Below are 23167 nucleotides of genomic sequence, written 5' to 3' on the forward strand. Positions count from 1 at the left end.
CTTCATTTCCTTTTTGAAACTATCTCCTGCAAGATTACATTTTTTATAATAAAATTATTCTTATTATTCCAATGAAAATACTCTAAAACTAATCCTTGTGTATCTAAGATACTTTGAATGATATAAATCCCAAGCCCTAAACCACCCCTTTGGTCAGATTTTTTATTTTTAAAAAATGGTTTAGAAAGATCTTGCAAGCTATAAGGCAGTGGGGGAGCATAGTTTTTAATGATTAAGTCCTTCTCTTTAACTTTTACTTCCACTTTACCTTTACTTTTATATTTCAAAGCATTATCCATAAGATTTTTTATCGCTAAAGCAATCATTTCTAAATCCACATGCAAAATAAAATCCTCTTTAGGTAAAACAAATAATTCTTCGACCTGCTCTTTATCTAACAAAAGCATAGTAAAAACTTGATTTAAAATATTACTTAATTGATAATCTTGCTTATCTAAAGAATAATTATGGGAGCTTAATTCTTCAATTTTAGCAAACTCATTAATAAGTAAATTTAAACGTTCAAACACAGAACAAAGTCGCTCTTTATGCATTGGATTATCAATCATCTCTGCAGTAATTCTACCCTTAGTAATAGGGGTTTTTAGCTCGTGCATAATAGTACGCAAAAAAAGATGCCTAGATTGGTTAAGGGCATTAATCTTTTGCACCGCATTATCAAACTCCCTAGCTAATTCCCCTATTTCATCATTTTGATAAACTTTACACGAAATACCCATCTCCCCATTAGCAAACTTTTTAATTTCTTTGCGTAAAGTCTTTAGCGGAAGAATACTTTTAATAACCAATACAAACAAAAAAATTACAATAAAAAAAGCAACAATAATAATGATATAGTAATTAAAAAGCCTATTCATATGAAAATCTCCATAGAGTTTCCACTCTCTGGGAGTTTGCAAAAGCAAATAAACATTATTTTTCTTTTTAATAATCTTAGCAAGCACTTCATGATTCAAATAAGGCACCAAATACATTTGAAAACCCTCCAAGACTTTAGGGTCTTCAATAAGCTCTAAATCAAGATCATTAAGATATTTTTCAATCAACTCCATATCTCCTCTAAAATGGACAAGTTGATGAATAGTGGCTAAAAATTGTGTATATTTTAATTGATTCATTTGCATTTCTTTTTCAATTTCTTTATTTACAAAATAATAAGAAAATGCACCAAGTCCAAGGATAGCAATGACAAATAGGATAATAATTTTTACAAAAATGGAATTAATCATTATCTTTTAATTGCAACTTATAACCAATTCCACGCACAGATACAATATACTTCTTTTCATTTTTTTCTATTTTAGAACGCAATCTCCCAACAATAACATCAATACTCTTATTACCAGAATCAGGACTAATAGAATCAGAATGAGAGGCTATAGATTCTCTTGTTAGAGCTTGATTTTTATTTTCTAACATAAAACTCAAAATTTCATATTCTGCTTTGGTTAAATCTAATAATTCATCATAAAAATAGATTTCTCTACTTCCCTTATTCAAAACAAAAGGATAAGTAGAAAGCCCTAATTCATCGCTTTTTTTAACTAGATTATAACGACGAAGCACACTATGGATTCTAGCTACCATTTCTTTGGGATCATAAGGTTTTGAGAGATAATCATCAGCACCATATTCTAATCCTAAAACTTTATCATTAATATCATACCGTGCAGAAGTTATTATTATGGGGATATTCTTTTCTTTTGCGACCCTCTTGCAAACTTCAAGACCATCTAAATTTGGGAGTGTTAAATCTAAAAGGAGGATGTCAAAATGTTGAGTATTAATTGCACTCATACCCGTATATGGTTCATCATAATTGGTAACATTAATATTATGAGCCTTTAAATATTCGCTAAGAATGATCGCTAATTCTAAATCATCTTCTATCATCAGTACTTCTAGCATAACGTTTTCCCTACAAAAAGGAGGATTGGGTATTTAGGGGGTTCATTAAAAATTTAGGAAAACGCCCGCTAGAACTGATAATATTTTCAAAGAACTTACTCACACTAAGTGTCCTTAAACAAAGGAGGAGTGGATGAAAAAATCTTATTTCTAAGAAAAAAACAAACTTTCGTTTGTATCTCAATTCATCCAATTGAGATAGTGAAATTATAAAAAAAGAAAGTAAATCAAGAGTAAATAAAAAAACTTTTTTCATTTTGCATTCTTTTTTTCATCAATAATAGCTAAAGTAAATTCTAAAAAATTCAAAATCATATCCACTTTGTTTTCAATATTTCTATTATTTGGAGACTGCAGCCCCTCAAATAAAACTAAAATTCTCTCTTGAAGTGTATTAAGAAATTTTTCCTCATCTAAATAATGTTTTTTAAGAATCTCCTTTAAAGCTTCAACATCTTTAAAATTAAGCTTTTCTATTTTTCTTTGATAAGGTTTCAATACTTCTACCTCCTTTAAAGATTCCTCTTGTGTTGGCGAAACATCAAGTAATTCATCTCTTTCTAACTTCATTTCTTTTAAAGGCTTCTTTAAATTTGTATCCATCTCTGCTAAAGTTTGTAAAATCGCTTCTTTTAACTCCATACTTGTAATAACCACCTTTCAAACTCATTAAACTCTACTTCACTATCCATTTGCACAAATAAATTTAACATTGCTACATCCGCCTTTCCATAACTTTTACGATCACTCATTAATCGCCTTAAAGCAATTTTTGCTTCTGCATTATTAGGATCTCCTTGTAAAATGGTTTTATAAATTTCTGTGGCTTCGTGCTTATATCCTTGAATCTCATAAATACTTGCAAGTGTTAATGTTTTCATAATCTTTTGTCCCTTTATGCAGAAATTGTAGCAAATTTAAACGATAATTTCCATCTAAATTTTTCTTAATTTTGCTATTTCATCACGCAACCTAGCAGCCTCTTCAAACTCTAAAGCTTTTGCGGCTTGTTGCATTTTTTTAGTCAGCTCTTTAACCATTTTCTCCCTTTCAGCCTTTGGCATTTTCTCTTTATTTTTAGTTCTTTCATAAAGCATTCCTAAATCCTGCATTTTCAAATCCTCATCAAGTTTTCTTGAAACACTTTGAGGCACAATATTATGCTCTTTGTTAAAAGCCTCTTGCTTATTCCTCCTATAATCTGTTACCTCCATTGCTTTTTTCATAGAATCAGTGATTTTGTTAGCAAAGAGCAAAACTCTCCCATTGACATTCCTAGCAGCTCTCCCCATTGTTTGGATAAGGCTTGTCTCGCTCCTTAAAAACCCCTCTTTATCAGCGTCTAAAATAGCAACTAAAGAAACCTCTGGCAAATCTAACCCCTCACGCAAAAGATTAATACCCACTAAAATATCAAACTCTCCAAGCCTTAAAGCCCTAATAATTTGGTTACGTTCAATAGCATCAATATCAGAATGCATATAACGCACTTTTAATCCTAAATCCACATAATATTTAGTTAGTTCCTCTGCCATTTTCTTTGTCAAAGCCGTTACAAGCACGCGTTCCCCCTTTGCAACAACCTTTTTAGCTTCATCATAAAGAATCTCCACTTGATTATCGCATTCTAAAACCTCATAAAGAGGATCTAACAATCCTGTTGGGCGAATAAGCTGCTCGGCAATATGATTTTTACTTAATTCTAGCTCCCTTGAAGCGGGAGTAGCAGAGACAAAAAGAAAATGCGGGGCTTTTTGTATAAACTCTTCATACTTAAGCGGACGATTATCCAAAGCACTAGGCAGTCTAAAGCCATATTCTACAAGCACTTCTTTACGACTCCTATCTCCAGCATACATACCCCCAAACTGCGGTAAGCTTACATGAGATTCATCGACAATGAGTAAATAAGGTTTATTTTTTTGCTCGAAATAATCCAAAAGAGAATAAGGAGTTTCACCGGGCTTTTTACCCGTTAGATGCCTAGCATAATTTTCTATTCCTTTACAAATCCCTGTGGCTTGTATCATCTCTAAATCAAACTCTGTGCGACTTTTTAGCCTCTCATATTCAACCATCCTACCCTCTTTTTTAAAAAAGCTCAAACGTTTATGTAATTCCTCCTCAATCCCCTTTAGAGCAATATTCAATCTATCCGCACCCACAATAAAAGGATTTGCCGCATAAAGCACAAAAGATTCTACTTTTTTTAAGGGCTTTTTATCGATACTATCCAAAAAAGTAATAGATTCTAATTCATCGCCAAAAAACTCTAAACGCACGACCTCATCTTCACTATAAGCAGGATAAATATCAATAACCTCCCCATTGACACGAAAATCTCCCCTATCAAAAAAATTATCATTGCGTTTATACCCCATATCCACAAGCCGCAAAAGTAAAGATTTTTGAATATAGCTACTTCCAACCTCAAATTTTTCTATCATTTCTAAATATTCTTTAGGATTCCCCAAACCATAATTTGCCGAAACAGAGGCTACAACGATACTATCATCATACGCCAAAAGCGAAGTGGTAGCAGAAAGTCTTAATCGCTCTAATTCCTCATTGATACTTGAATCCTTTTCAATAAATAAATCTTGACGCGGTATATAAGCCTCTGGTTGGTAATAATCAAAATGAGAGATAAAATACTCCACATGATTTTTAGGAAAAAACCCTTTAAACTCGCTAAAAAGCTGTGCTGCTAGGGTTTTATTATGTGTCATAATAAGCGTTGGCATTTGAATCTTTTGAATAATCTGTGCCATAGTAAAAGTCTTGCCACTTCCTGTAACACCAATAAGCGTTTGATACATACTTCCGGATTTTATAAAACCACTTAAAGTTTCTATGGCTTGGGGTTGGTCTCCTGCTGGGGAATAAGAAGAATTAAGAATAAATTTTTGCATCCCATACTTTCTAAAAATAATTTCATCAAATTATAGATTTTAATGCTTATTTCTCACTTACAAAACCACCAAAGATAAATTTTTAAATACCCTAAATGATAATCTAAACTATTCTTAACCAAATAATGTTAAAATGTAGTATTTATTTTTTAGGGATACAAAATGGAAGAGACACAAAACATTTCTAACAAATTACTACAAAGTATTGATGATTTACTCAATGAGCTAAAAAAAGTCCGCGAGGAAAATCAACAATTACGCAAGCAAATCGTGCTACTAAAAGCAGAAAATGAAGCAAAAAATTCAGAAATTAGTTCGCTTTATGATGAAATTAGTGCTAAAGAAAGAGAGCTAGAATCGGTATTAAGCAAAATCCAAAATGTTCTTGGTCAATAATGGACAATACCTTTCGTGTTTGCATTACGGGTCGCTATTATGAGATACCCACAAGTGATATTTCAGCCACTACCCTAGAAGCACTCCATAAACTAACAGACGAAAATGGTTCTATCAATCCTCGCGATTTACTAAAGGCTTTTTTAGAGGCTTCTGAAATTTCTAATACCCTACAAAATGCAATAACACAAGCCCACACAAAAATACAAACCATAAAAAACACGGACAATATTTCTTAACATTGTTTTATTATCTCATTGCACTGCTTAAACAAAAATCTCCACTTTTAGCTTATGAGAGCATAACTCCTTTAAACATTGGTGAGGTCGTAGAAGTTCCCTTGCTTAAAAGAAGCCTTAGGGGCGTTATCCTAAAAGCAATCCCAAAGCCTAACTTTGAGTGCAAACCCCTAAAACCCCTAAAAGAATATTTTTCACCCTCACAATTCCAGCTTGCAGAATTTATCGCAAATTATTATTGTAGCAGTTATGCTTCAAGCTTTGGGGTTTTCATACCCTTTAGACAAGACTTCATACAAGACTTCCCCTTCCTTAGTTTTGAAGTCAAACCCCTAAATGAAAACCAAAGTAAAGCACTAAACTTTATTAACTCCAACCAAAGCACCCTTTTATTTGGCGATACAGGAAGTGGCAAAACAGAAATTTATATCCACTTACTCAACCAAACCCTACAAAAGGGTAAAAACGCTATTTTTCTTATGCCCGAAATTGCTTTAACCCCACAAATGGAAAAACGTCTTAAAGCCATCTTTGGCGAATACATAGCCTTTTGGCATTCTAAAGTTAGCACGAAAAAAAAGCAAGGAATTCTTCAAAGGCTCAAAGAGGGCGAACTTAGAATCCTAGCTGGCTCTCGCTCAAGCTTCTTTTTACCCCTTAGCAAGCTTGGGCTAATCATCGTAGATGAAGAACACGATGACGCCTATAAATCTGCCTCCTCCCCGCGTTTAAATGTGCGTGATACCGCCCTATTCCTCGCACAACAAAACCATATAAAAATCCTTTTAGGAAGTGCCACCCCCTCACTAAATACCTATTACAAAGCCCTACAAAAGCAAAACATCTTCCGCCTCAAAGGCTCTTTTTATAACTCCCAAAAGGAATTTATCTTTTGTGAAAGCCACGATTATTTTCACCCCCTTATTATAGAAAATCTCACAAAAAATCTAGAATCCAACAAACAAGCTATCGTTTTCTTACCTACAAGGGCGAACTTCAAGCATTTGCTTTGTAGCCATTGTGGAGAAACGATACAATGCCCATATTGCAGTGTTTCTATGAGTTTGCACAAAAAAGATTCTAGCCTTAAATGCCATTACTGCCATTATGTTAGCCCACTCATATCCACTTGCCCTTCTTGTGGTTACGAACTAAAAAGCCTAAGGATTGGCACACAAGAGTTTGCCAAAGAACTCTCTACCTACTTACCCAATGCTAAAATCGCTTGTTTTGATAGGGATTCCATTACGACCCAAAAACAACTTACCCAAACTCTAGAATCCTTTAATCGGCACGAAATTGATATTTTAGTAGGCACACAAATGCTCTCCAAAGGGCATGATTACCATAAGGTTGCTTTAAGCGTTGCTTTAGGCTTAGACTATCTCCTAAAGGGGAGTGATTATAGGGCAAGAGAAAAAACCCTCGCTTTAATGTATCAATTAGCAGGGAGAAGCGGCAGGAAAGAAGACGGCAAAGTCATCATCCAAACTTTACAAAAGGACTTTTTTCAACGATACTTACAAGATTATGAAAACTTTCTACAAGAAGAGCTACAAATGCGGCAAAATCTCTATCCCCCCTTTGTGCGTCTAGCCCTTATTAAAATATCCCATAAAAACAAAGAAAAAGCCCATTTGCTTATGCAAAAAGCACTATCCACCCTCCCTCCGCACAAAAAAGTAGAAATTGTAGGCTATGGTGATGCCCCCATTGAAAAGATTGCGAACAAATGGAGATGCGTTATCTTATTGCGAAGTATAGAATCTAAAGCCTTGCATAGTATCTTAAGAAGCTTAAGCGATTTCCCTTGTGAAATAGACATTGACCCCCTAGATTTCACTTAAGCACATAGGCTTTAAACCGCTCACCCCTTTGTTTATAAGAACTAAATTGGTCTAAACTAGCAGCAGCAGGAGAAAGCATAGCAACGCTTTGTAAATTATGATTTTGTTTAATAGCATTAACCGCATTTTCTAAAGTATGGCAAAGAGCACAAGGTTTTTGATACCTTTTTGCTAAAGAAGCGATTTTCTCCGCATTAGAGCCAATAGCATAAAGGCTAATCTCCAAATCCTCCATAGCCACAAAAAGTGGGGTTAAATCCGCACCTTTATCATCTCCCCCTAAGATAAGATAAAGAGGCTTATCCTCATAACATTTAATCGCCTCTAAAGTCGCTTCCACATTCGTCCCCTTGCTATCATCCACCCATAAACGATGCGAACCATCATAAAACTCTTCGATTTTATGTGCCCCGATTTTAAAGGTATTTAACAAATCATAGTCCAAAATATCAAAGAGTATCTTAGTAGCACTTAAGGCAAGCAGACTATCTAGCAAAAAAGGCTCTTTAAAAGCAATGCGTTGCGTATCTATCCCAAAAGTCTCCGCAAGACTTTGAGAATCTTCATAAAAAATAAGTGTAGCAAGAGAGTTTTTAGCATAAGAGTGGTTTTCAAACACTTTAGGCAAAATAGCAATCTCCTTATCCCTTAAACACAAAAGAGGCTTAAGCTTATCCTTAATATAATCCTCATAGCTACTATGCCAACTAATATGATCCTCTGAAATAGGCAAAAGCAAATACAAATTAGGTTTAGCCCTATGGGTGTAATGCAAGGTAAAAGAACTAGTCTCTAAAACCCAAATGGACGCATTAAGGGACAAATCCGCTAGAGGTTTGCCTATATTACCACCACTAATAGCCCCTTTATGGGCTAAAAGAAAGGTTAGCATTTCTGTAGTCGTGCTTTTTCCATTGGTTCCACTAATCCACACACTAAAGGGCATACAATGGCTAAAAAAATCATATTCACTCATAGGATGACTAGCAGTAATAAGGGGATTATTAGGCGGGATACCCGGACTTGTAACAACTTTAGCATTAGGGTATTTTTCTAATACTTCTAAAAGCCTACAAGGAGGGAGCAAAGTATTACCAAAGCGATCTTGACTTTCTTCTTTAAAATTATCATCAAAGATAAAACAAGGGCTAAACTTCCTAGCAATAGCTTGATTAGTTAATCCAAATCCTAGCAAAATCAGCATAAACACTCTTTAAAAATAAAGTATTATACCCTAATTAACTCACCCCACCCTCCTTTAAAAGTTAAATTAAGAATTAAATTAATTTTAATGGTATCGTATTGGTTACTGCAAAGAGCATAGAAAAGACCAAAAAGAGCATTAAAATTTTTCATTGTAGAATCCTTTGTAATAATTTGTGAGATTATAAAACAAAACAAGTTTTTTTGTAAGCTTAAAAAAAAGGGGGGGTTAATTATCATAGCTATACTGTAGAAAGTTTGTTTATTAAAAAGAGAATTTATGTCTTTAGAGTTCTTTTTGAGTTTTATTTAGTATTATTAAAACTTTTTTATTTCAATCTTCTAGTTTTAAGTATAAAGAATCTTAAAAGAGTAGGATTTCTTGTAATAAATGATGACTACTTAGTATTTAGGATTTTATTAAGTAGTGAATAACTCATTCTTATGTTTCATTTGTAGATATTCTAAAAGCAAATGATTCCCCTCATTAAAATTCGTATGAAAGGAGATCTTTTGGATTTTTAATTCTTGCCTTAATAAATTTTGGGTATTAAAAAATATAGCCCTTGCTTGGTATTTATCCAGCAAATTTTGCTGTGGAAAACTTTTTTGGGGTTTAAGGGTTTTAGGTTTTTGGGGTTTGCTTAAGGAAAATTGCTGCTTTTTTTCTTGTGGTTTAGAATAAGTTGGGGTAATTTTATAAATGCTAGTATTAATTTTAAATGCCATTTCAATCCTTATAATCCTTAAAAACTAGAAGCAAAAATTATTCCTTACATTCTTAAATTTTTAATCTCTGCAAACTACCTTAGTTTCAAGGTTAAAAGTGCAATAAGATTACTCATTAAAGCAACAATCCAAAAACGCACGATAATCTTACTTTCACTCAATCCTTTTTCTTCAAAATGATGATGCAAAGGTGCCATTAAAAATATTTTTTTACCCCGCGTTTTGTAGCTTCCAATTTGTAAGATTACAGAAAGTGCCTCAATAACAAAAACAAACCCAATCACAAAAAGTAAAATCTCATTTTTCGAAATAATTGCCATATAAGCGATAAATCCTCCCAATGCTAAACTCCCACTATCTCCCATAAAAACTTGAGCGGGATGGCAGTTATACCATAAAAAGCCTATTAAAGAACCCACAAGAGCCGCAGAAATAATCGCCACTTCTCCACTTCCAGCAACCTTAGGCCACAAAAGATAATCGCTTAAGCCAGAGTTTCCTGCAATATAAACAAAAATCCCTAAGGAAGTGAGTGCATAAATAGAAGGAATGGTTACTAAGCCATCTAAACCATCGGTTAAATTCACCGCATTAGTTGTCGCAACAAAGACTAAAATCCAAAAGATAATACTAATTGCTCCCCAATGCCAAAGCGGATTTTTGATAAAAGGCACATAAAAAGAATCTTCAAAACCTACCATATATAAGCCCAAAGCTAATAAAAAAGCACTCAGTATTTGCAAAGAGAATTTAACCTTTGCATTCATTCCAGCATTTTTTTTGCGTAAAACTTTGGATAAATCATCTTTAATACCAATTAAAGAAAAAAAGACAATACACAAGATTCCTAATATCACATAAGCATTATCTAGCTTCGCACAAACCAAAACCCCTATAAGTGTAGAAAAGATAAAAATAATGCCACCCATAGTAGGAATATTAGTTTTTTGTTTATGATTCTTAGGAACATATTGTGAAATAGGTTGGTTTGCCTTTTTATTCCTAGCCCACAAAATATATTTTGGCATCAAAATAAGCACAAGAATAAAAGCAATAAAAAACGCACCAGCAGCTCTAAAGGTTATGTATTGAAAAATATTAATACTAAACAGAGAATAAAAATAATAAAGCATTACCCTAAAACTTCAAAAAAGATTTAAAAAACTTAGGATAGGATTTTATCTAAATAAACTTTAAAAATGGGAACGTTATGAAAACAATCTTAATTATAACCGATGGTATTGGTTATAGCAAACAAAAAAAATATAATGCTTTTTTTAATGCGAAAAAACCAAATTATGAGAAATTCTTTAAAGAAATTCCTTTTGGGATGATAAAAACTTATGGGGATTTTGTAGGGCTTCCAGATGGACAAATGGGGAATTCAGAAGTGGGACATATGTGTTTAGGGAGTGGAAGAATCCTTTATCAAGATTTAGTAAAAATTAATAAAGCCATTGAAAATGGAAGCTTATTAAATAATCCAGCTTTAGAAGTTTTACACTCTAAAAAAAGGATTCATTTAATAGGACTTATGAGCGATGGAGGGGTGCATTCTCATATTAATCATATTTTAGCCCTTGCTTTAGGGTTGCAAAAAGACTTTGAAATTTATCTACACCTTATTACCGATGGGAGAGATGTATTACCACAAAGTGCTTTAGGTTTCTTAGAAAAGCTACAAAATGCTATTGTGAATAAAAATATCAAAATCGCAAGTTTATCAGGGAGATTCTTCGCTATGGATAGGGATAATCGCTGGGATAGGATAGAGAGAGCTTATAATACGATAGCTTTAGGAGAAAATTTCATAAACACTTCACCAAAAGAATACCTACAAAATCAATACCAACAAAAAATTTTTGATGAATTTATAGAACCTGCTTGTTTTATAAAAGATTCTATCCAAAAAGAGGATGGCATTATTTTTGTTAATTTTAGGAGCGATAGAGCAAGAGAGATTGTAAGTGCTTTAGGCAATAAAGATTTTCAACACTTTCAACGCAAAGATTGGGTAGAAGTTCCACTCGTTACAATGACTCCTTATGACAAGACTTTTGATTTTCCTATTCTTTTCCCTAAAGAAATCATTACCAATACCCTAGCAGAAGTTATTTCTAAACATAATTTGCGACAATTCCACACCGCAGAAACTGAAAAATACGCACATATAACCTTTTTTTTCAATGGTGGATTAGAAGAGCCTTATATCAATGAAACAAGAGTTCTAATCCCCTCACCCAAAGTAAAAACCTATGATGAAAAACCCGAAATGAGTGCAAAAGAAGTAGGTGATGCGGTTTTAAAAGCCATCGAAGAATCTTATGATTTTATCGTTGTAAATTTTGCTAATGGGGATATGGTAGGACATACAGGAAACTTTAATGCGGCTATTTTAGCAGTAGAAGCGGTCGATAAAGAGCTTGGCAGAATCTATAAAAAGGCAAAAGAACATAATTATGCCTTTGTTTTAACAAGTGATCATGGAAACTGCGAGGAAATGCAAAATGAAAAAGGAGAAATCTTGACTAACCATACTATTGGCGAAGTATGGGGATTTGTCGATGCACCTTGCGTAACAAAAGTTAAAAATGGAGGCTTAAATAACATCGCACCAACCATTCTAAAACTCTTAGAAATTGAGATTCCCAAAGAAATGGATGAAGCATTATTTTAGATAATTTCCCTACTCTTTGCTTAAAAAATTGATAATTTTTGTTAAAATGTAACACTATTATTTGAGGCAGATTCATAATCCCCTCCCGTAATATCTATTAAACTATCTACGAATTTTTCCTTTTTAATGATTTGAATGATGTCTTTTAAATAATCTCTCAACTCAGCACTTAAAGTAGTATTTAATTGAAGTTCTTTTATTTGTTTTTAGAAACTACTCTAAAAACACTTTATTTCAAGTAAAATATATCCCTCCTTACATTTTGCTTAATTTTACTCAATAAATTTATTTTAGCAGAGTCCTATGCCTTTATATTGATACACAAAAGCAAAGACCCCACACTTAAGAGATTAGCTATAAAGTTATAGGTTTTAGGACTTGGTAAGTTATTTAGAGAGTTTGATTAGTAATATAAATAATACATTAAATGACTCTTTGTTCCTTTTTTTGAATCAAACGGACAATATTAGGAATATGTTTATAAAAGATAACAATAGTGATTAAAACAAGAGGCGTATGCGTATGGATATAAGGAATATCAGGATGTAGAATAAAACTTATTCCAACTCCAAATAATACTCCAAATAAGGAAGCTAAAGAGGAAATTTTAAAAAACTTTCCAATTAAAAACCAAACAATTAAACCTAAAATCGCTTCTAATGGTAAAAATACACCAATAACCCCCACACTTGTAGCAACCCCTTTTCCACCTTCAAATTTCAAAAAAGGAGAAAAACAATGCCCAATTACTGCTAAAAAGGCTATCATCCATTGTGCCTCATAAGTTAATCCCATAGATTTTGCAAATAAAAGCACTAAAATTCCTTTGAGAGCATCACTTAAAATTGTTAAAAAAGCGACTTTTTTTGCAATTTCTGGTTTTTTTTCTTTTAAAGCTCTTAAAACATTCGTTGCACCAATACTTCCACTTCCTACTTTAAGGATATTAATTCCACCAAAAATCTTGCCATATAAAAATCCAAAAGGAATCCCGCCCACTAAATAAGCTAAAACATAAAAAATCCCATTAATACTCGTAAAAAAATCTATTATTATTGTCAAAACAACCATTATAAATCCTAAAAATTATTTTTATTTCTTTAACAACTAATATCCTTAAACATCTAAGTGTTTTACATCTTTAGCGTGTGTTTGGATATACTCTCTCCTTGGTTCAACCTCATCTCCCATAAAAAGTGAAAAAATATCACTGGCTTGTATTTCATCGTTTATCTCTACCCGGATTAAACGACGATTTTCAGGGGTCATTGTAGTTTCCCAAAGCTGCTCGGGATTCATCTCTCCTAATCCTTTATATCTTTGGATATAAGCTCCTTTTTTACTACTCTCTTCTATAGAATTAAGCAAATTAATAGGATCTTTACCCTCTAAAAATCCTAAATCCCATTCTTTAAGCTTATTAAAAACTAAATACGCTTCTTCAAATAATGGATGAGAAAAAAGCTCTTTATCAATTTTTATATCTACTAAACCTACATCTGTTTGCACATATAAATGAATTTTTTCTTCATCAAGTATTTGGTTTAAAATATTATAATTTAAAGCTTGTATTTTTTGTAAAATCGCCTGGTATAAGGCTTGGTATTCTAATTGTAATAATTCCTTATTTTCAACTAAATAACGTATCACTTCAATAAGAGGAAAACGTTTTTGTAAGTGGTTAAGGGTTAAACGATAATGAGCAACAATTTTAAAAAAATCTATCAAATCCTTTGTCCCAATGCCTCTAAATTCAAAATTTTCAATCCCATTTTCTATTAAATATTCACTTAAAGCTTTCTCATCTTTAAGATAAATTTCTTTTTTGCCCTTTTTAAAACGATAAAGCGGTGGTTGAGCAAGGTATAAATACCCCGCTTCAATAATCCCTTTTAGGTATCTAAAGAAAAAAGTCATCAAAAGTGTTTGGATATGGCTTCCATCTACATCTGCATCTGTCATAATGATAATTTTGTTATAACGAATCTTTGTAATATCAAAATCCTCACCAATCCCACAACCAAGAGCAATAATAAGATTCTTAATTTCTTCAGACTTTAAAATTTTATCTAAACGACTTTTTTCTACATTTAAAATCTTTCCTTTTAAGGGCAAAATGGCTTGAGACACCCTATCTCTCCCTTGTTTAGCAGAACCACCAGCAGAATCCCCCTCTACAAGATAAATTTCAGAAATACTTGGGTCCTTGCTTTGGCAATCCGCAAGTTTTCCAGGTAGTGTGCCTACGCTAAAATTCTCTTTTTTACGCGTTAATTCTCTAGCCTTTTTAGCAGCCTCTCTACCTCTTGCTGCAAGTAGAGCTTTTTCCATAATTGCTCTTGCTTCATTAGGATTTTCTTCAAAAAATTTTACAAGTTTTTCAAAAGTGAGTTTTTGCACGATAGGACGCACAAAGGAGCTACCTAATTTGCCTTTGGTTTGTCCTTCAAATTGCGGGTCAATAACCTTCACAGAAACAATGGCAATTAGTCCCTCACGAATATCATCACCGGTAATTTTAAAATCTTTTTCTCTAGCATTAGCATTAGCTTCAATATAATTTGTAATAGCCCTTGTTAATCCTGTGCGGAATCCAGTCTCGTGGGTGCCTCCATCATTAGTTTTAATGTTATTAACAAAACTTAATACTCTCTCTTCAAAACCATCATTATAAGCAAGAGCAATTTGCATTTCTACATCATTTTCTAAACCTTCAAAACTTATGATAGAAGAGATAAGATTTTTTTTATTTAGATCCGCTACAAATTGGTTTAAACCTCCATCAAAATGATAAACTTCTTTAAATCCATCCCTTTCATCTATGAAATAAATGGTGATTTGTTTATTTAAATAGGCGAGCTCTTTAAATCTCTTAGTTAAAATATCCCTTTGAAAATCTATAACTTCAAAAATTTCATTATCAGGAATAAATTCAATAATCGTCCCACTTTCTTTACTATTCCCAATGATTTGTAATTCATCTTGGGGGATTCCTTGTTGGAAGTTTTGTTGGTAGGTATTGCCATTTTTATAAATAGTCATTTGTAAATTTTTTGAAAGTGCATTAACAACAGAAACCCCAACTCCGTGTAATCCACCAGAAACCTTATAAGTCTCTTGGTCAAACTTACCCCCAGCGTGAAGCACTGTTAGAACAACAGTGGCTGCAGGAATCTTTTCTGTTGGGTGAATATCTACAGGAATCCCTCTTCCATTATCTTTAATAATAGCACTGCCTTTTTTTGTAAGGGTAATATGGATTGTATCACAATAACCAGCCATTGCTTCATCGATGGAATTATCAACAACTTCATAAATTAAATGATGAAGTCCATTAATATTAGTATCTCCAATATACATTCCAGGACGTTTTCTAACTGCTTCTAAACCTTTTAAAACTTTAATACTACTTCCAGAGTATTGTTTATTTTCCATTATGTTCCTTAAGAGCTTAAAAATTTTATAAAATAATTGGCATTATGACGGTTGAAAAGTTTTCACTCTTTAGCATAAAAGGATTATTTTTACCATTTAAATACCAAGTAAATTCCACGGTATTAATTTGGCTTAAAAAATCTAAAACATGGCGAGAGTTAATACCAATTTCAATATCTTCATTTAAAGGTAAATTAACTTCTATTTGGGTTTTAGCTTCTGAATTATCTTGGCTTAGGGATTCAAATAAAATTTCATTAGATTTAAAAGTGATTTTAACATCATTAGTTACAGAATTAATAACTTTAATGCTTTCAATAATAGCTGATTTAGAAAGTGTAAGCTCTGTTTGCACCTCTTTAGGAATTATTCTTTCATAATCAGGGAATTTCCCATTAATTAAATGGGAAAAGAAAATGTAATTTTGGGATTTTATAATAAGGTTTTTTTCATTATAGAAAAGTTCTATATTATCCGAAAAAAGTCTTTGGATTTCTGTAATGGCTTTTTTTGGAAATATAAGGGCTAAATTATTTCCTGTGGCATTTTCAAATTTTATAATAGCTAAACGTTTAGTATCAGTTGCTATGAAATTGTAAGAATATTCTCTAATGTCAAGTAGAGCACCATTTAATTCTCTTTTTTGGTTATTAATGTCAATTACAGGAAAAATTTTTTTCATAGAAGTAATAAGTTCTAAAGAGTTAATTTCTAGTTTTGGTAAATTTTCATATTCTGGAAATATTGGGAATTCTTGAGCATTAAAAGTTGCAAGTTTAAAAGAGCTTTTATTTTGTTGGATATGAAGATTTTCTTCGTTTGTGTAGATATTAACTTCCCCATCTTTTAAATGTTTAATAATATCTAGAAGTTGTTTTCCATTAGCTGTTGCTATTCCTTGTTCTTTAATAGTTAAAGAATCTGTAATAGTGGATAGGCCTATTTCAAAATCAGTTGCTTTGCAAATAAGCTGATTATTTTTAGTTTCTAGATAAATGTGCGAAGTAATTTGACTAGAGTCTTTTTTATCTAAAAAAGGTTGTAAGGAAGTGAGTATATTATCTAATACACTATTTTGTATGGTAATATTCATAAAAGCTCCTTTAAATATTAAAATTTAGAAGTATTAGTAGGGAACTTGAAAAGTTGAATAACTTTATTAAATTTCCTAAATTCAATCTCAATTTTTTAAATGTTTGTTTGTAAAGTTTTTCACATTTATTCAACATATTCTAGCAAAACTTTGTTTTTTAATGGATTAATTTTGTTTAATTTTGTTTTTTAATTCTTCAATAATAGTTTTTAAATTTCCATTTTTATTAATTTCATCTTGGATGCTTTTCATAGCTTTACTAATAGTGCTATGGTCTTTCATACCAAAAAAGTTCGCTAAATAGGGCATAGAATTAGGTGTGAGTGTTCGTGCTAAGTAAATGACTATTTTTCTGGCTATAACGATATTTTTAGAGCGGCTTTTGCTCCTAATTTCTGAAGGTTTTATATTAAAGTATTTAGAGACAGTTTCAATAATGCCCTCTAAATTGATATTTTCTTTTGATTCTTTGATATATTCTTTTAAAATATCTTTGACAAAATCAATAGTAACTTCTTGAATATTTGTAACATTAATAGAAAAATTTAATTTTACTAAAACACCCTCAATTTCTCGGATATTGTCATTAATATTTGCAGCAATGAAATTAATAACTTCTGGATTTAAAATAATCCCATCCAATTCACATTTTGCATTAATGATATTAATTTTAGTTTCTAATTCTGGAGGTTGAATATCTGCTAATAATCCTGAAGTAAATCGTGTTTTTAGCCTTTCTTCTAAACCATCCATATTTTTTGGAGGTCTATCTGAAGTTAAAACAATTTGTTTATAATTTTCTTTTAATTCATTAAAAGTATGAAAAAATTCTTCTTGGATTTGATTTTTCCCACTTAAAAATTGAATATCATCAATTAAAAGATAATCGCAAGCACGATATTTTTGCCGGAATCTTTCCATTGAATTATTACGAATATGGAGTAAATAATCATTAAGGAATTGCTCACTTGTTGTATAAATAACAATTTTTCCAACAGAAGCATTAGCATTCCCAATGGCATTTAATAAATGTGTTTTTCCTAATCCAGTGTTTCCATAAATAACTAAAGGATTATAAGAAGCACCTTGATTTTGTGCAACCGCTTTTGCAACATTAAAAGCAAAACTATTAGAATTTCCAACAATAAAAGAATTAAAAGTTAAAGAGGGATTTAAATTGGTCGCAACATTAATCTTTTTTTGGTTATTTGTAATTGCCTTTTTTGCAGTTTGGTTATAAACTTCTATAATGACTTCGGGTTTAAAGCCATTTTGTATTTCAAATAAATGTGTGATTTTATGGATATATTTTGTCCTAATAAAGCTTGCGATAAAAATATTAGGAGCATTAAAAATGATTCTATCATCACGAGAATATTTTTCATTATAAATAATTTGGCTAATATAATTTTCAAATTCAAAAGGTGAAATTTCTTTTTTAAGTTGTAATAAAATAGGGTGCAATTTATATCCTTTTATTTCACATCTGTGAATAAAATGTGAAAAACTAATGAAAAATACTAAAATAATTTTATAATTGTAACGAAGAGTTATTAAAAGTCTTATGGTATTATTCTAAAACTTTTATAAAGGATATTTTCTTAAATCATTTTATCCTTAATAAAAATGAAACTATCTAAGATAAAGGGAAGTTTTGAATATCTTAGGCATTGATCCTGGAAGTAGAAATTGTGGTTATGCCATTTTAGCCTTAGATAAAGGCTCTCTAAAACTTCTTGAAGCAGGTTTGATTAAAATTAAACAAAGAATATTACAATACCAAATTTTAGAATTTGTAGAAGGTATTGATTTGGTTTTAAAAAATCATAAAATCCATTCTGTAGCGATTGAAGATATTTTTTATGCGTATAATCCAAAGACTGTTATAAAACTTGCCCAATTTAGAGGAGCCTTGAGTTTAAAAATTTTGCAAGAATTAGGGAATTTTGCTGAATATACTCCTTTACAGATTAAAAAATCTCTAACAGGAAATGGAAAAGCTAAGAAAGAACAGGTTGCTTTTATGGTAAAAAAATTTTTAGGCATTAAATCTGAAATTAAGCCTTTAGATATTACTGATGCTATTGCTATTGCTATTACTCACGCACAAAGACTAAAGTTTGAAAAAAGGAATTTTGATGCAAATTACACTTCTAAATTGTAATGAACTTTCTATTTGTTCGCACGCCATTAGAACTTGTTGGCAAAGCTTTGAAAGAGGAGATAATGGTGGAGAAAAGGATAAAGAGCTTATTGATAGAGTAGGGAATAAATTTAAACATGCTTCTACTTTAGAACATCTTTACTATACTTTTTATATACAAGGTATTTCAAGGGCAACTTTACAAGAATTAGCAAGACATAGAATTGCTTCTTTAAGCGTAAAAAGTAGTCGTTATACTTTAAAAGAATTAAAAAATGAAGCAAGTTTTTTGCCTATTGATTCGAATAATCTAAAAAGAGCAGAGAAATTTTTAGTTTTTACTTCTAATGCTTTAGTCAATGAGGCATCTGTTTTTGCCTTAGAAAATTTGCGGAATCTTTTATTGCAAAATATTAGTAATGATTTAGCAAAATTTGCAATGCCAGAATCTTATAAAACAGAGCTTACTTGGAGCATTAATGCTAGAAGTTTGCAGAATTTTTTAAGTTTGCGGAGTTCTAAAAGTGCACTTTGGGAAATTAGAAAACTTGCTTTAGCAATTTTTGATACAATTCCACAAAACCATCAATTTATTTTTAAAGATTTTATGGAGGAGATAAAATGAAAGTTTTAAAATTTGTCGTATTATTTTTTTGTTTGCTAACTATGCAATCCTTTGCTAATAATTTGACATTAGGGGTAGATTATATTATTTTAGATAAACCTTTAAAAGATTCTCAAAATAGCGTTATAGAGCTTTTTAATGTTGGTTGTCCTCATTGTGCCTATTATAATGGATTGTTACCAATGATTTTAGAAATGCTCCCACAAGATACGAAATTTTTACCTTATCATTTAACCACAGCAAGTAGATTCCACAAAGAATTTTCTGATATTGTTGTTGTAGCTTTATTGAAAGATAAACATAATAATACTGATACAAAATCTCCTAATGCTCTTTATAAAAAAGTTTTAAATTATTATTTTAATGCTATCCACAAAGAGAGAAAAAATTGGAAAAATGCACAATTATTTTTAGAAGATTCTTACCCTTTAATAAATGTTAATCAACAAGAATTTCAACAACTTTTAAACTCTAAAGAGGCTAAAGAAATATTACAAGCTATGCCAGAAGCTATGGCATATGCTAGTATTCAAGGTGTTCCTAGTTTTATCGTTAATGGTAAGTATATGATTATGTCGCGAAATATTAAAAGTTTAGAAGACTTAATTTTTAAAATTAATGTTTTATTAGAAAAATAATTTTATTTTTTCTTTTCATCATTGATTTTACGCACTTTAATTAAAACTTCAACCATTGCTTGATAAAGGGATTGGGGAATCTCTTTATCAATATCTACATCTTTATAAAGTGCCCTTGCTAGGGGAGGATTTTCTATAATGGGTATTTCGTGTTCTTTGGCAATTTCTTTAATCTTTTGGGCTAAGAAATCTATCCCTTTAGCAAGCACTCTAGGTGCTTTTTCTTTAGTATTATTATAACGTAAGGCTACTGCATAATGTGTGGGGTTAGTTACTACAACATCAGCATTTGGAATATTTTGCATCATCCGTTTTTTAGCAGCTTGAAACATTAAAGAGCGAATCTTTCCTTTGATTTGTTGATCCCCTTCTTGGTTTTTAAATTCATCTTTAACTTCTTGTTTAGTCATTCTTAGGGATTTATAATATTGATAACGTTTAAGAAAATAGTCTAAAGTCGCCATAATTAAGAAAAAAGTTAATAAAATCGCAATAAGAATAAGGGCTTTATCTTTAAACCAAATCATTTGTTCCCCAACAGGAAAAAGTGAGATAGTGGTAAGCTCTTTTATAAAACTTAAAAATACAAAAAAAGCAATAACAAAAGCGGTTAGGACTTTAAAAGTAATTAAAAAACCATCTAGGAGTTTTTTCATAGAAATAAGATTTTTAAGTCCAGAGATAAAATTGAGTTTTTGTAACTTTGGTTGGATGGCTTTTGTTGTTAGTAAAAACCCGCTTTGGAAGATATTTGCTACTATTCCAGCGATCATTAAAGAGGTAAAAATTGGTGCAAGCAATAATAACATTTGAAAGGCTAATGAGATAGCTAAAGACATAGCGTTATTGCGTGAAAAATCTTCGTTAAAATAGCTATAAACATTTTCAAAGATATTACCAACGCCTTTAATCCAAAAGTTAAAACATAAAAAAACTAATATAAGCCCTACGACTAACCCTAAAAAGGCATTAACATCTGGGCTTTTTAAGACATTACCCTCTTCTCTTGCTTTTTGAATTTTACGTGCAGAGGGGGCTTCGGTTTTTTCTTGTTCATCTGCCATTTATTATGTCCTTAATTGCTTGTTGGTAGTCTTTTGGGTAATTTAAATTGCTACTTTCTTGATTGCTTATTTTAATAAATTCTAAAGATCCCATATTTTTTAATAAGTCCATTAGCTTATAGTTGCCCTTTTGAATTTGGGAGTTAATAAGGGATAAGGAATCTTTGGGATAGATTCCAATAAGTGGATGAATCTTTGCATTTTTTGCAAAGGTCGCGTTTTGGTGTTGTTGAAAAGATTTTATAATTTTTAAAACAGAATTTTTCTGTAAAAAAGGTGTATCTATAGAGATAACAAAAATATTTTGTTGCAAGGTTTCTAAGACACTTTTTAGCCCAAAAATGGGTGCAAAAGTATTTTCATTATCTAAAATGGTTGGGATATTATAATCATTACTGATAGGGGTTTTGCTAGAGAAATATAAATCTTTAAAAATTTGACAAAAGTTTTTAGCTTGAAAATTCGCCAGACTCTCTCCAAAGAAATCCAAATTTTGCTTTAATATACCCATTCTTGAGCTTTTTCCACCAGATAAAATAATACAAGTTAGCAAAATTGTCCTTTAAAGTTTTAGCAAATTATAGCTTTTTTTAATATTCTTAAGACTATGATTTGCAATAAAATTTTAGGAGTTTTATTGTTAGTAGATAGCTTTGGACGCACTATTGATTATATACGCATTAGTGTTACACAACGTTGTAATTTTCGTTGTGTTTATTGTATGCCAAATATTCCTATGAATATAGGAAGTGAAGAAGAGGATGTGCCTTTAGAGGGCGTATTAAGTTTTATTAAAGTTGCTATTAATGAAGGAGTGAAAAAAATACGAATTACTGGAGGAGAACCACTCCTCAGAAAAGGTATTGTAGATTTTATCGCACAAATTTATCAATTAAATCCAGATATTGATATTGCCCTAACAACTAATGCTTATCTTTTAGCTCCTCTTGCAAAGCCTCTAAAGGAAGCAGGATTAAAACGTATTAATATTTCTTTAGATTCTCTAAAGAAAGAGACGATTCAATGTATCTCTAAAAGAAATGGATTAGAAAAAATTCTACAAGGCATTGAGGCTGCTAAAAAGGAAGGGTTTTTGATAAAACTGAATATGGTTCCTTTAAAAAACATTAATGACGATGAGGTTTTGGATATTTTAGAATATGGAATGCATTTATGTGTTGGTGTCCGTTTTATTGAATTTATGGAAAATGCTCACGCTAAAAATGATACAAAAGGATTAAAGGCAAGAGAGATTTTAGAGAAAATTGAGAAAAAATACACTTTTAAACTATTACAACAAGATATTTTTGGACCTGCTACACTCTTTGAGATTACACAAGCACAAGAATCCTATATTTTTGGAATTATCGCTCCTCATAATGATGACTTTTGCAAAACTTGTAATAGGATTCGCTTAAGTAGTGAAGGTAAATTAATACCCTGTCTTTATCACGAAAATGCTATTGATATTAAAGAAGCAATGTTGTATGGGGATAGTCAAGAGATATTAAAAAGCTTGAAGCTTTGTATAGAAAATAAACCAGAAAAAAATGATTGGAATGAAAATCAAACTTCAATGCGTGCGTTTTACAAAACAGGTGGATAAAATCACAAAATAAAGTTTAATAATTATTAAATAATAATAATTTTCTTTTAATAATTATTTAAATATAATTTCATTAGCTTTTATTCGTAAAAGTGATATAATAAAACGAAATTTTAATAAGGAGTTTATATGAGTAAAGTTGTTCCAATACTTAAACAAATTCAAGCAGATTCTGCAGTTTTTTATATCAAATTGCATAATTATCACTGGAATGTAAAAGGAATGGATTTTCATCCTGTGCATACAGCATTAGAAGGTATGTATGATGATATGGCAGATTTGATGGATGATATGGCAGAGAGGATTTTACAAATTGGGGAGAAACCTTATGTAACAATTAAAGATATGCTTTCTCATAGTAAGATTAAAGAAGAGAGTAAAACAAGTTTTGATTCCAAAACTATTGTAAAAGCTATTCTCCCAGATTATGAATATTTTTTAAAATCTTTTAAAGAATTATCAGATGCCGCAGGAAGCACAAATGACAAAGCAACAACTGCCTTAGCAGATGAAAAAATTGCAACTTTAGAAAAAGCAATTTGGATGTTAAAAGCCCAGCTTGCCTAAACTTTAGCACCGCTTTGGTGCTTGTGTTAATCCCCCCCCCTTTTTTTTTAAAAAAAATCATAGT

At 31.3% G+C, this 23167-nt stretch carries 23 protein-coding genes; 9 read left to right on the plus strand and 14 right to left on the minus strand.

Annotation, left to right across the window (positions count from 1 at the left end; genetic code table 11):
• Positions 1-2: 2 nt before the first annotated feature.
• From CDV25_RS06775 to uvrB, 5 genes are all read right to left on the minus strand, one after another.
• The gene (locus CDV25_RS06775) at positions 3-1250 is read right to left on the minus strand and encodes an ArsS family sensor histidine kinase (RefSeq protein ID WP_239056338.1); all 1248 of its coding nucleotides are present in this window, start codon (positions 1248-1250) and stop codon (positions 3-5) included.
• Positions 1243-1929: a response regulator transcription factor gene (locus tag CDV25_RS06780; protein WP_108911307.1), complete on the minus strand. Its 687-nt coding sequence runs from the start codon at positions 1927-1929 to the stop codon at positions 1243-1245. Before CDV25_RS06780 ends, CDV25_RS06775 begins: the two co-directional genes overlap by 8 nt.
• A 252-nt stretch (positions 1930-2181) precedes the next feature.
• The gene (locus tag CDV25_RS06790) at positions 2182-2571 is read right to left on the minus strand and encodes a CiaD-like domain-containing protein (RefSeq protein WP_108911309.1); all 390 of its coding nucleotides are present in this window, start codon (positions 2569-2571) and stop codon (positions 2182-2184) included.
• Positions 2562-2810: a tetratricopeptide repeat protein gene (locus CDV25_RS06795; protein ID WP_204161837.1), complete on the minus strand. Its 249-nt coding sequence runs from the start codon at positions 2808-2810 to the stop codon at positions 2562-2564. Before CDV25_RS06795 ends, CDV25_RS06790 begins: the two co-directional genes overlap by 10 nt.
• 54 nt (positions 2811-2864) lie before the next feature.
• Complete coding sequence (uvrB, locus tag CDV25_RS06800; protein ID WP_108911311.1) at positions 2865-4841, minus strand: excinuclease ABC subunit UvrB; 1977 nt, start codon at positions 4839-4841, stop codon at positions 2865-2867.
• 162 nt (positions 4842-5003) lie between these two features.
• Between uvrB and CDV25_RS06805 the strand changes: the two genes are divergently transcribed.
• From CDV25_RS06805 to CDV25_RS06815, 3 genes are read left to right on the plus strand one after another with little or no spacing between them, the layout of a single operon-like run.
• The gene (locus tag CDV25_RS06805) at positions 5004-5237 is read left to right on the plus strand and encodes a hypothetical protein (protein ID WP_034554813.1); all 234 of its coding nucleotides are present in this window, start codon (positions 5004-5006) and stop codon (positions 5235-5237) included.
• The gene (locus tag CDV25_RS06810; protein ID WP_034554812.1) at positions 5237-5476 is read left to right on the plus strand and encodes a hypothetical protein; all 240 of its coding nucleotides are present in this window, start codon (positions 5237-5239) and stop codon (positions 5474-5476) included. Before CDV25_RS06805 ends, CDV25_RS06810 begins: the two co-directional genes overlap by 1 nt.
• A gap of 2 nt (positions 5477-5478) precedes the next feature.
• Complete coding sequence (locus CDV25_RS06815) at positions 5479-7323, plus strand: primosomal protein N' (RefSeq protein ID WP_108911312.1); 1845 nt, start codon at positions 5479-5481, stop codon at positions 7321-7323.
• On the opposite strand, the gene murD is transcribed toward CDV25_RS06815, so the two are convergent.
• From murD to mraY, 3 genes are all read right to left on the minus strand, one after another.
• On the minus strand, positions 7316-8527 hold the full coding sequence (gene murD, locus CDV25_RS06820; RefSeq protein ID WP_108911313.1) for a UDP-N-acetylmuramoyl-L-alanine--D-glutamate ligase: 1212 nt from the start codon (positions 8525-8527) through the stop codon (positions 7316-7318). The genes CDV25_RS06815 and murD overlap by 8 nt on opposite strands.
• 419 nt (positions 8528-8946) lie before the next feature.
• On the minus strand, positions 8947-9255 hold the full coding sequence (locus tag CDV25_RS06825; RefSeq protein WP_108911314.1) for a hypothetical protein: 309 nt from the start codon (positions 9253-9255) through the stop codon (positions 8947-8949).
• A gap of 74 nt (positions 9256-9329) precedes the next feature.
• Complete coding sequence (mraY, locus tag CDV25_RS06830; RefSeq protein ID WP_108911315.1) at positions 9330-10388, minus strand: phospho-N-acetylmuramoyl-pentapeptide-transferase; 1059 nt, start codon at positions 10386-10388, stop codon at positions 9330-9332.
• Between the two features lie 77 nt (positions 10389-10465).
• Between mraY and gpmI the strand changes: the two genes are divergently transcribed.
• Positions 10466-11932, plus strand: a complete 1467-nt coding sequence (gene gpmI, locus CDV25_RS06835; RefSeq protein ID WP_108911316.1) for a 2,3-bisphosphoglycerate-independent phosphoglycerate mutase — start codon at positions 10466-10468, stop codon at positions 11930-11932.
• Between the two features lie 423 nt (positions 11933-12355).
• On the opposite strand, the gene plsY is transcribed toward gpmI, so the two are convergent.
• The 4 genes from plsY to dnaA all read right to left on the minus strand — a co-directional run bounded on the left by plsY (position 12356) and on the right by dnaA (position 17924).
• Positions 12356-13003 (minus strand): glycerol-3-phosphate 1-O-acyltransferase PlsY, encoded by a 648-nt coding sequence (plsY, locus tag CDV25_RS06840; RefSeq protein WP_108911317.1) that lies wholly within the window; start codon positions 13001-13003, stop codon positions 12356-12358.
• A 45-nt stretch (positions 13004-13048) separates the two neighbouring features.
• Positions 13049-15367, minus strand: coding sequence for a DNA topoisomerase (ATP-hydrolyzing) subunit B (gene gyrB / locus CDV25_RS06845; protein WP_108911318.1), 2319 nt, complete (start codon positions 15365-15367; stop codon positions 13049-13051).
• A gap of 25 nt (positions 15368-15392) precedes the next feature.
• The gene (gene dnaN / locus CDV25_RS06850; protein WP_108911319.1) at positions 15393-16460 is read right to left on the minus strand and encodes a DNA polymerase III subunit beta; all 1068 of its coding nucleotides are present in this window, start codon (positions 16458-16460) and stop codon (positions 15393-15395) included.
• Between the two features lie 165 nt (positions 16461-16625).
• Positions 16626-17924 (minus strand): chromosomal replication initiator protein DnaA, encoded by a 1299-nt coding sequence (gene dnaA, locus CDV25_RS06855; RefSeq protein WP_034553579.1) that lies wholly within the window; start codon positions 17922-17924, stop codon positions 16626-16628.
• Positions 17925-18114: 190 nt separating this feature from the next.
• Here dnaA and ruvC point away from each other — a divergent pair, with 190 nt between their 5' ends.
• Genes ruvC through CDV25_RS06870 form a run of 3 tightly spaced genes read left to right on the plus strand, consistent with a single transcriptional unit; the run spans position 18115 to position 19866 of the window.
• Complete coding sequence (ruvC, locus tag CDV25_RS06860; protein WP_034553578.1) at positions 18115-18624, plus strand: crossover junction endodeoxyribonuclease RuvC; 510 nt, start codon at positions 18115-18117, stop codon at positions 18622-18624.
• Positions 18599-19228 (plus strand): FAD-dependent thymidylate synthase, encoded by a 630-nt coding sequence (thyX, locus tag CDV25_RS06865; RefSeq protein ID WP_108911320.1) that lies wholly within the window; start codon positions 18599-18601, stop codon positions 19226-19228. The genes ruvC and thyX overlap by 26 nt, the downstream gene beginning before the upstream one ends.
• A complete protein-coding gene (locus tag CDV25_RS06870) occupies positions 19225-19866 on the plus strand; it encodes a thioredoxin domain-containing protein (protein WP_108911321.1) in 642 nt (213 codons plus the stop codon). The genes thyX and CDV25_RS06870 overlap by 4 nt, the downstream gene beginning before the upstream one ends.
• A gap of 2 nt (positions 19867-19868) precedes the next feature.
• Here the strand turns inward: CDV25_RS06870 and flhB are convergent, their stop codons facing one another.
• Both flhB and CDV25_RS06880 read right to left on the minus strand, forming a co-directional pair.
• Positions 19869-20930 (minus strand): flagellar biosynthesis protein FlhB, encoded by a 1062-nt coding sequence (gene flhB, locus CDV25_RS06875; RefSeq protein WP_108911322.1) that lies wholly within the window; start codon positions 20928-20930, stop codon positions 19869-19871.
• Positions 20920-21483 carry a molybdenum cofactor guanylyltransferase gene (locus CDV25_RS06880; RefSeq protein WP_108911323.1) on the minus strand — a complete coding sequence of 188 codons (564 nt, stop codon included), beginning with the start codon at positions 21481-21483 and terminating at the stop codon, positions 20920-20922. Before CDV25_RS06880 ends, flhB begins: the two co-directional genes overlap by 11 nt.
• A gap of 84 nt (positions 21484-21567) precedes the next feature.
• On the opposite strand from CDV25_RS06880, the gene moaA reads away from it, so the two are divergent.
• The gene (moaA, locus tag CDV25_RS06885; RefSeq protein ID WP_108911324.1) at positions 21568-22536 is read left to right on the plus strand and encodes a GTP 3',8-cyclase MoaA; all 969 of its coding nucleotides are present in this window, start codon (positions 21568-21570) and stop codon (positions 22534-22536) included.
• Between the two features lie 129 nt (positions 22537-22665).
• Complete coding sequence (locus CDV25_RS06890) at positions 22666-23103, plus strand: Dps family protein (protein WP_108911325.1); 438 nt, start codon at positions 22666-22668, stop codon at positions 23101-23103.
• Positions 23104-23167: the final 64 nt, after the last annotated feature.

This window comes from Helicobacter apodemus (genome assembly GCF_003097575.1).
Taxonomy (GTDB): Bacteria; Campylobacterota; Campylobacteria; order Campylobacterales; family Helicobacteraceae; genus Helicobacter_D; species Helicobacter_D apodemus.

Coding starts and splice junctions, on each gene's coding strand:
- CDV25_RS06790 (WP_108911309.1), bottom strand. CDS start 2,571: ATGGAGTTAAAAGAAGCGATTTTACAAACTTTAGCAGAGATGGATACA.
- gpmI (WP_108911316.1), top strand. CDS start 10,466: ATGAAAACAATCTTAATTATAACCGATGGTATTGGTTATAGCAAACAA.
- CDV25_RS06805 (WP_034554813.1), top strand. CDS start 5,004: ATGGAAGAGACACAAAACATTTCTAACAAATTACTACAAAGTATTGAT.
- CDV25_RS06795 (WP_204161837.1), bottom strand. CDS start 2,810: ATGAAAACATTAACACTTGCAAGTATTTATGAGATTCAAGGATATAAG.
- CDV25_RS06825 (WP_108911314.1), bottom strand. CDS start 9,255: ATGGCATTTAAAATTAATACTAGCATTTATAAAATTACCCCAACTTAT.
- mraY (WP_108911315.1), bottom strand. CDS start 10,388: ATGCTTTATTATTTTTATTCTCTGTTTAGTATTAATATTTTTCAATAC.
- CDV25_RS06780 (WP_108911307.1), bottom strand. CDS start 1,929: ATGCTAGAAGTACTGATGATAGAAGATGATTTAGAATTAGCGATCATT.
- dnaN (WP_108911319.1), bottom strand. CDS start 16,460: ATGAATATTACCATACAAAATAGTGTATTAGATAATATACTCACTTCC.
- CDV25_RS06775 (WP_239056338.1), bottom strand. CDS start 1,250: ATGATTAATTCCATTTTTGTAAAAATTATTATCCTATTTGTCATTGCT.
- plsY (WP_108911317.1), bottom strand. CDS start 13,003: ATGGTTGTTTTGACAATAATAATAGATTTTTTTACGAGTATTAATGGG.
- CDV25_RS06810 (WP_034554812.1), top strand. CDS start 5,237: ATGGACAATACCTTTCGTGTTTGCATTACGGGTCGCTATTATGAGATA.
- thyX (WP_108911320.1), top strand. CDS start 18,599: ATGCAAATTACACTTCTAAATTGTAATGAACTTTCTATTTGTTCGCAC.
- gyrB (WP_108911318.1), bottom strand. CDS start 15,367: ATGGAAAATAAACAATACTCTGGAAGTAGTATTAAAGTTTTAAAAGGT.
- murD (WP_108911313.1), bottom strand. CDS start 8,527: ATGCTGATTTTGCTAGGATTTGGATTAACTAATCAAGCTATTGCTAGG.
- CDV25_RS06890 (WP_108911325.1), top strand. CDS start 22,666: ATGAGTAAAGTTGTTCCAATACTTAAACAAATTCAAGCAGATTCTGCA.
- CDV25_RS06870 (WP_108911321.1), top strand. CDS start 19,225: ATGAAAGTTTTAAAATTTGTCGTATTATTTTTTTGTTTGCTAACTATG.
- flhB (WP_108911322.1), bottom strand. CDS start 20,930: ATGGCAGATGAACAAGAAAAAACCGAAGCCCCCTCTGCACGTAAAATT.
- uvrB (WP_108911311.1), bottom strand. CDS start 4,841: ATGCAAAAATTTATTCTTAATTCTTCTTATTCCCCAGCAGGAGACCAA.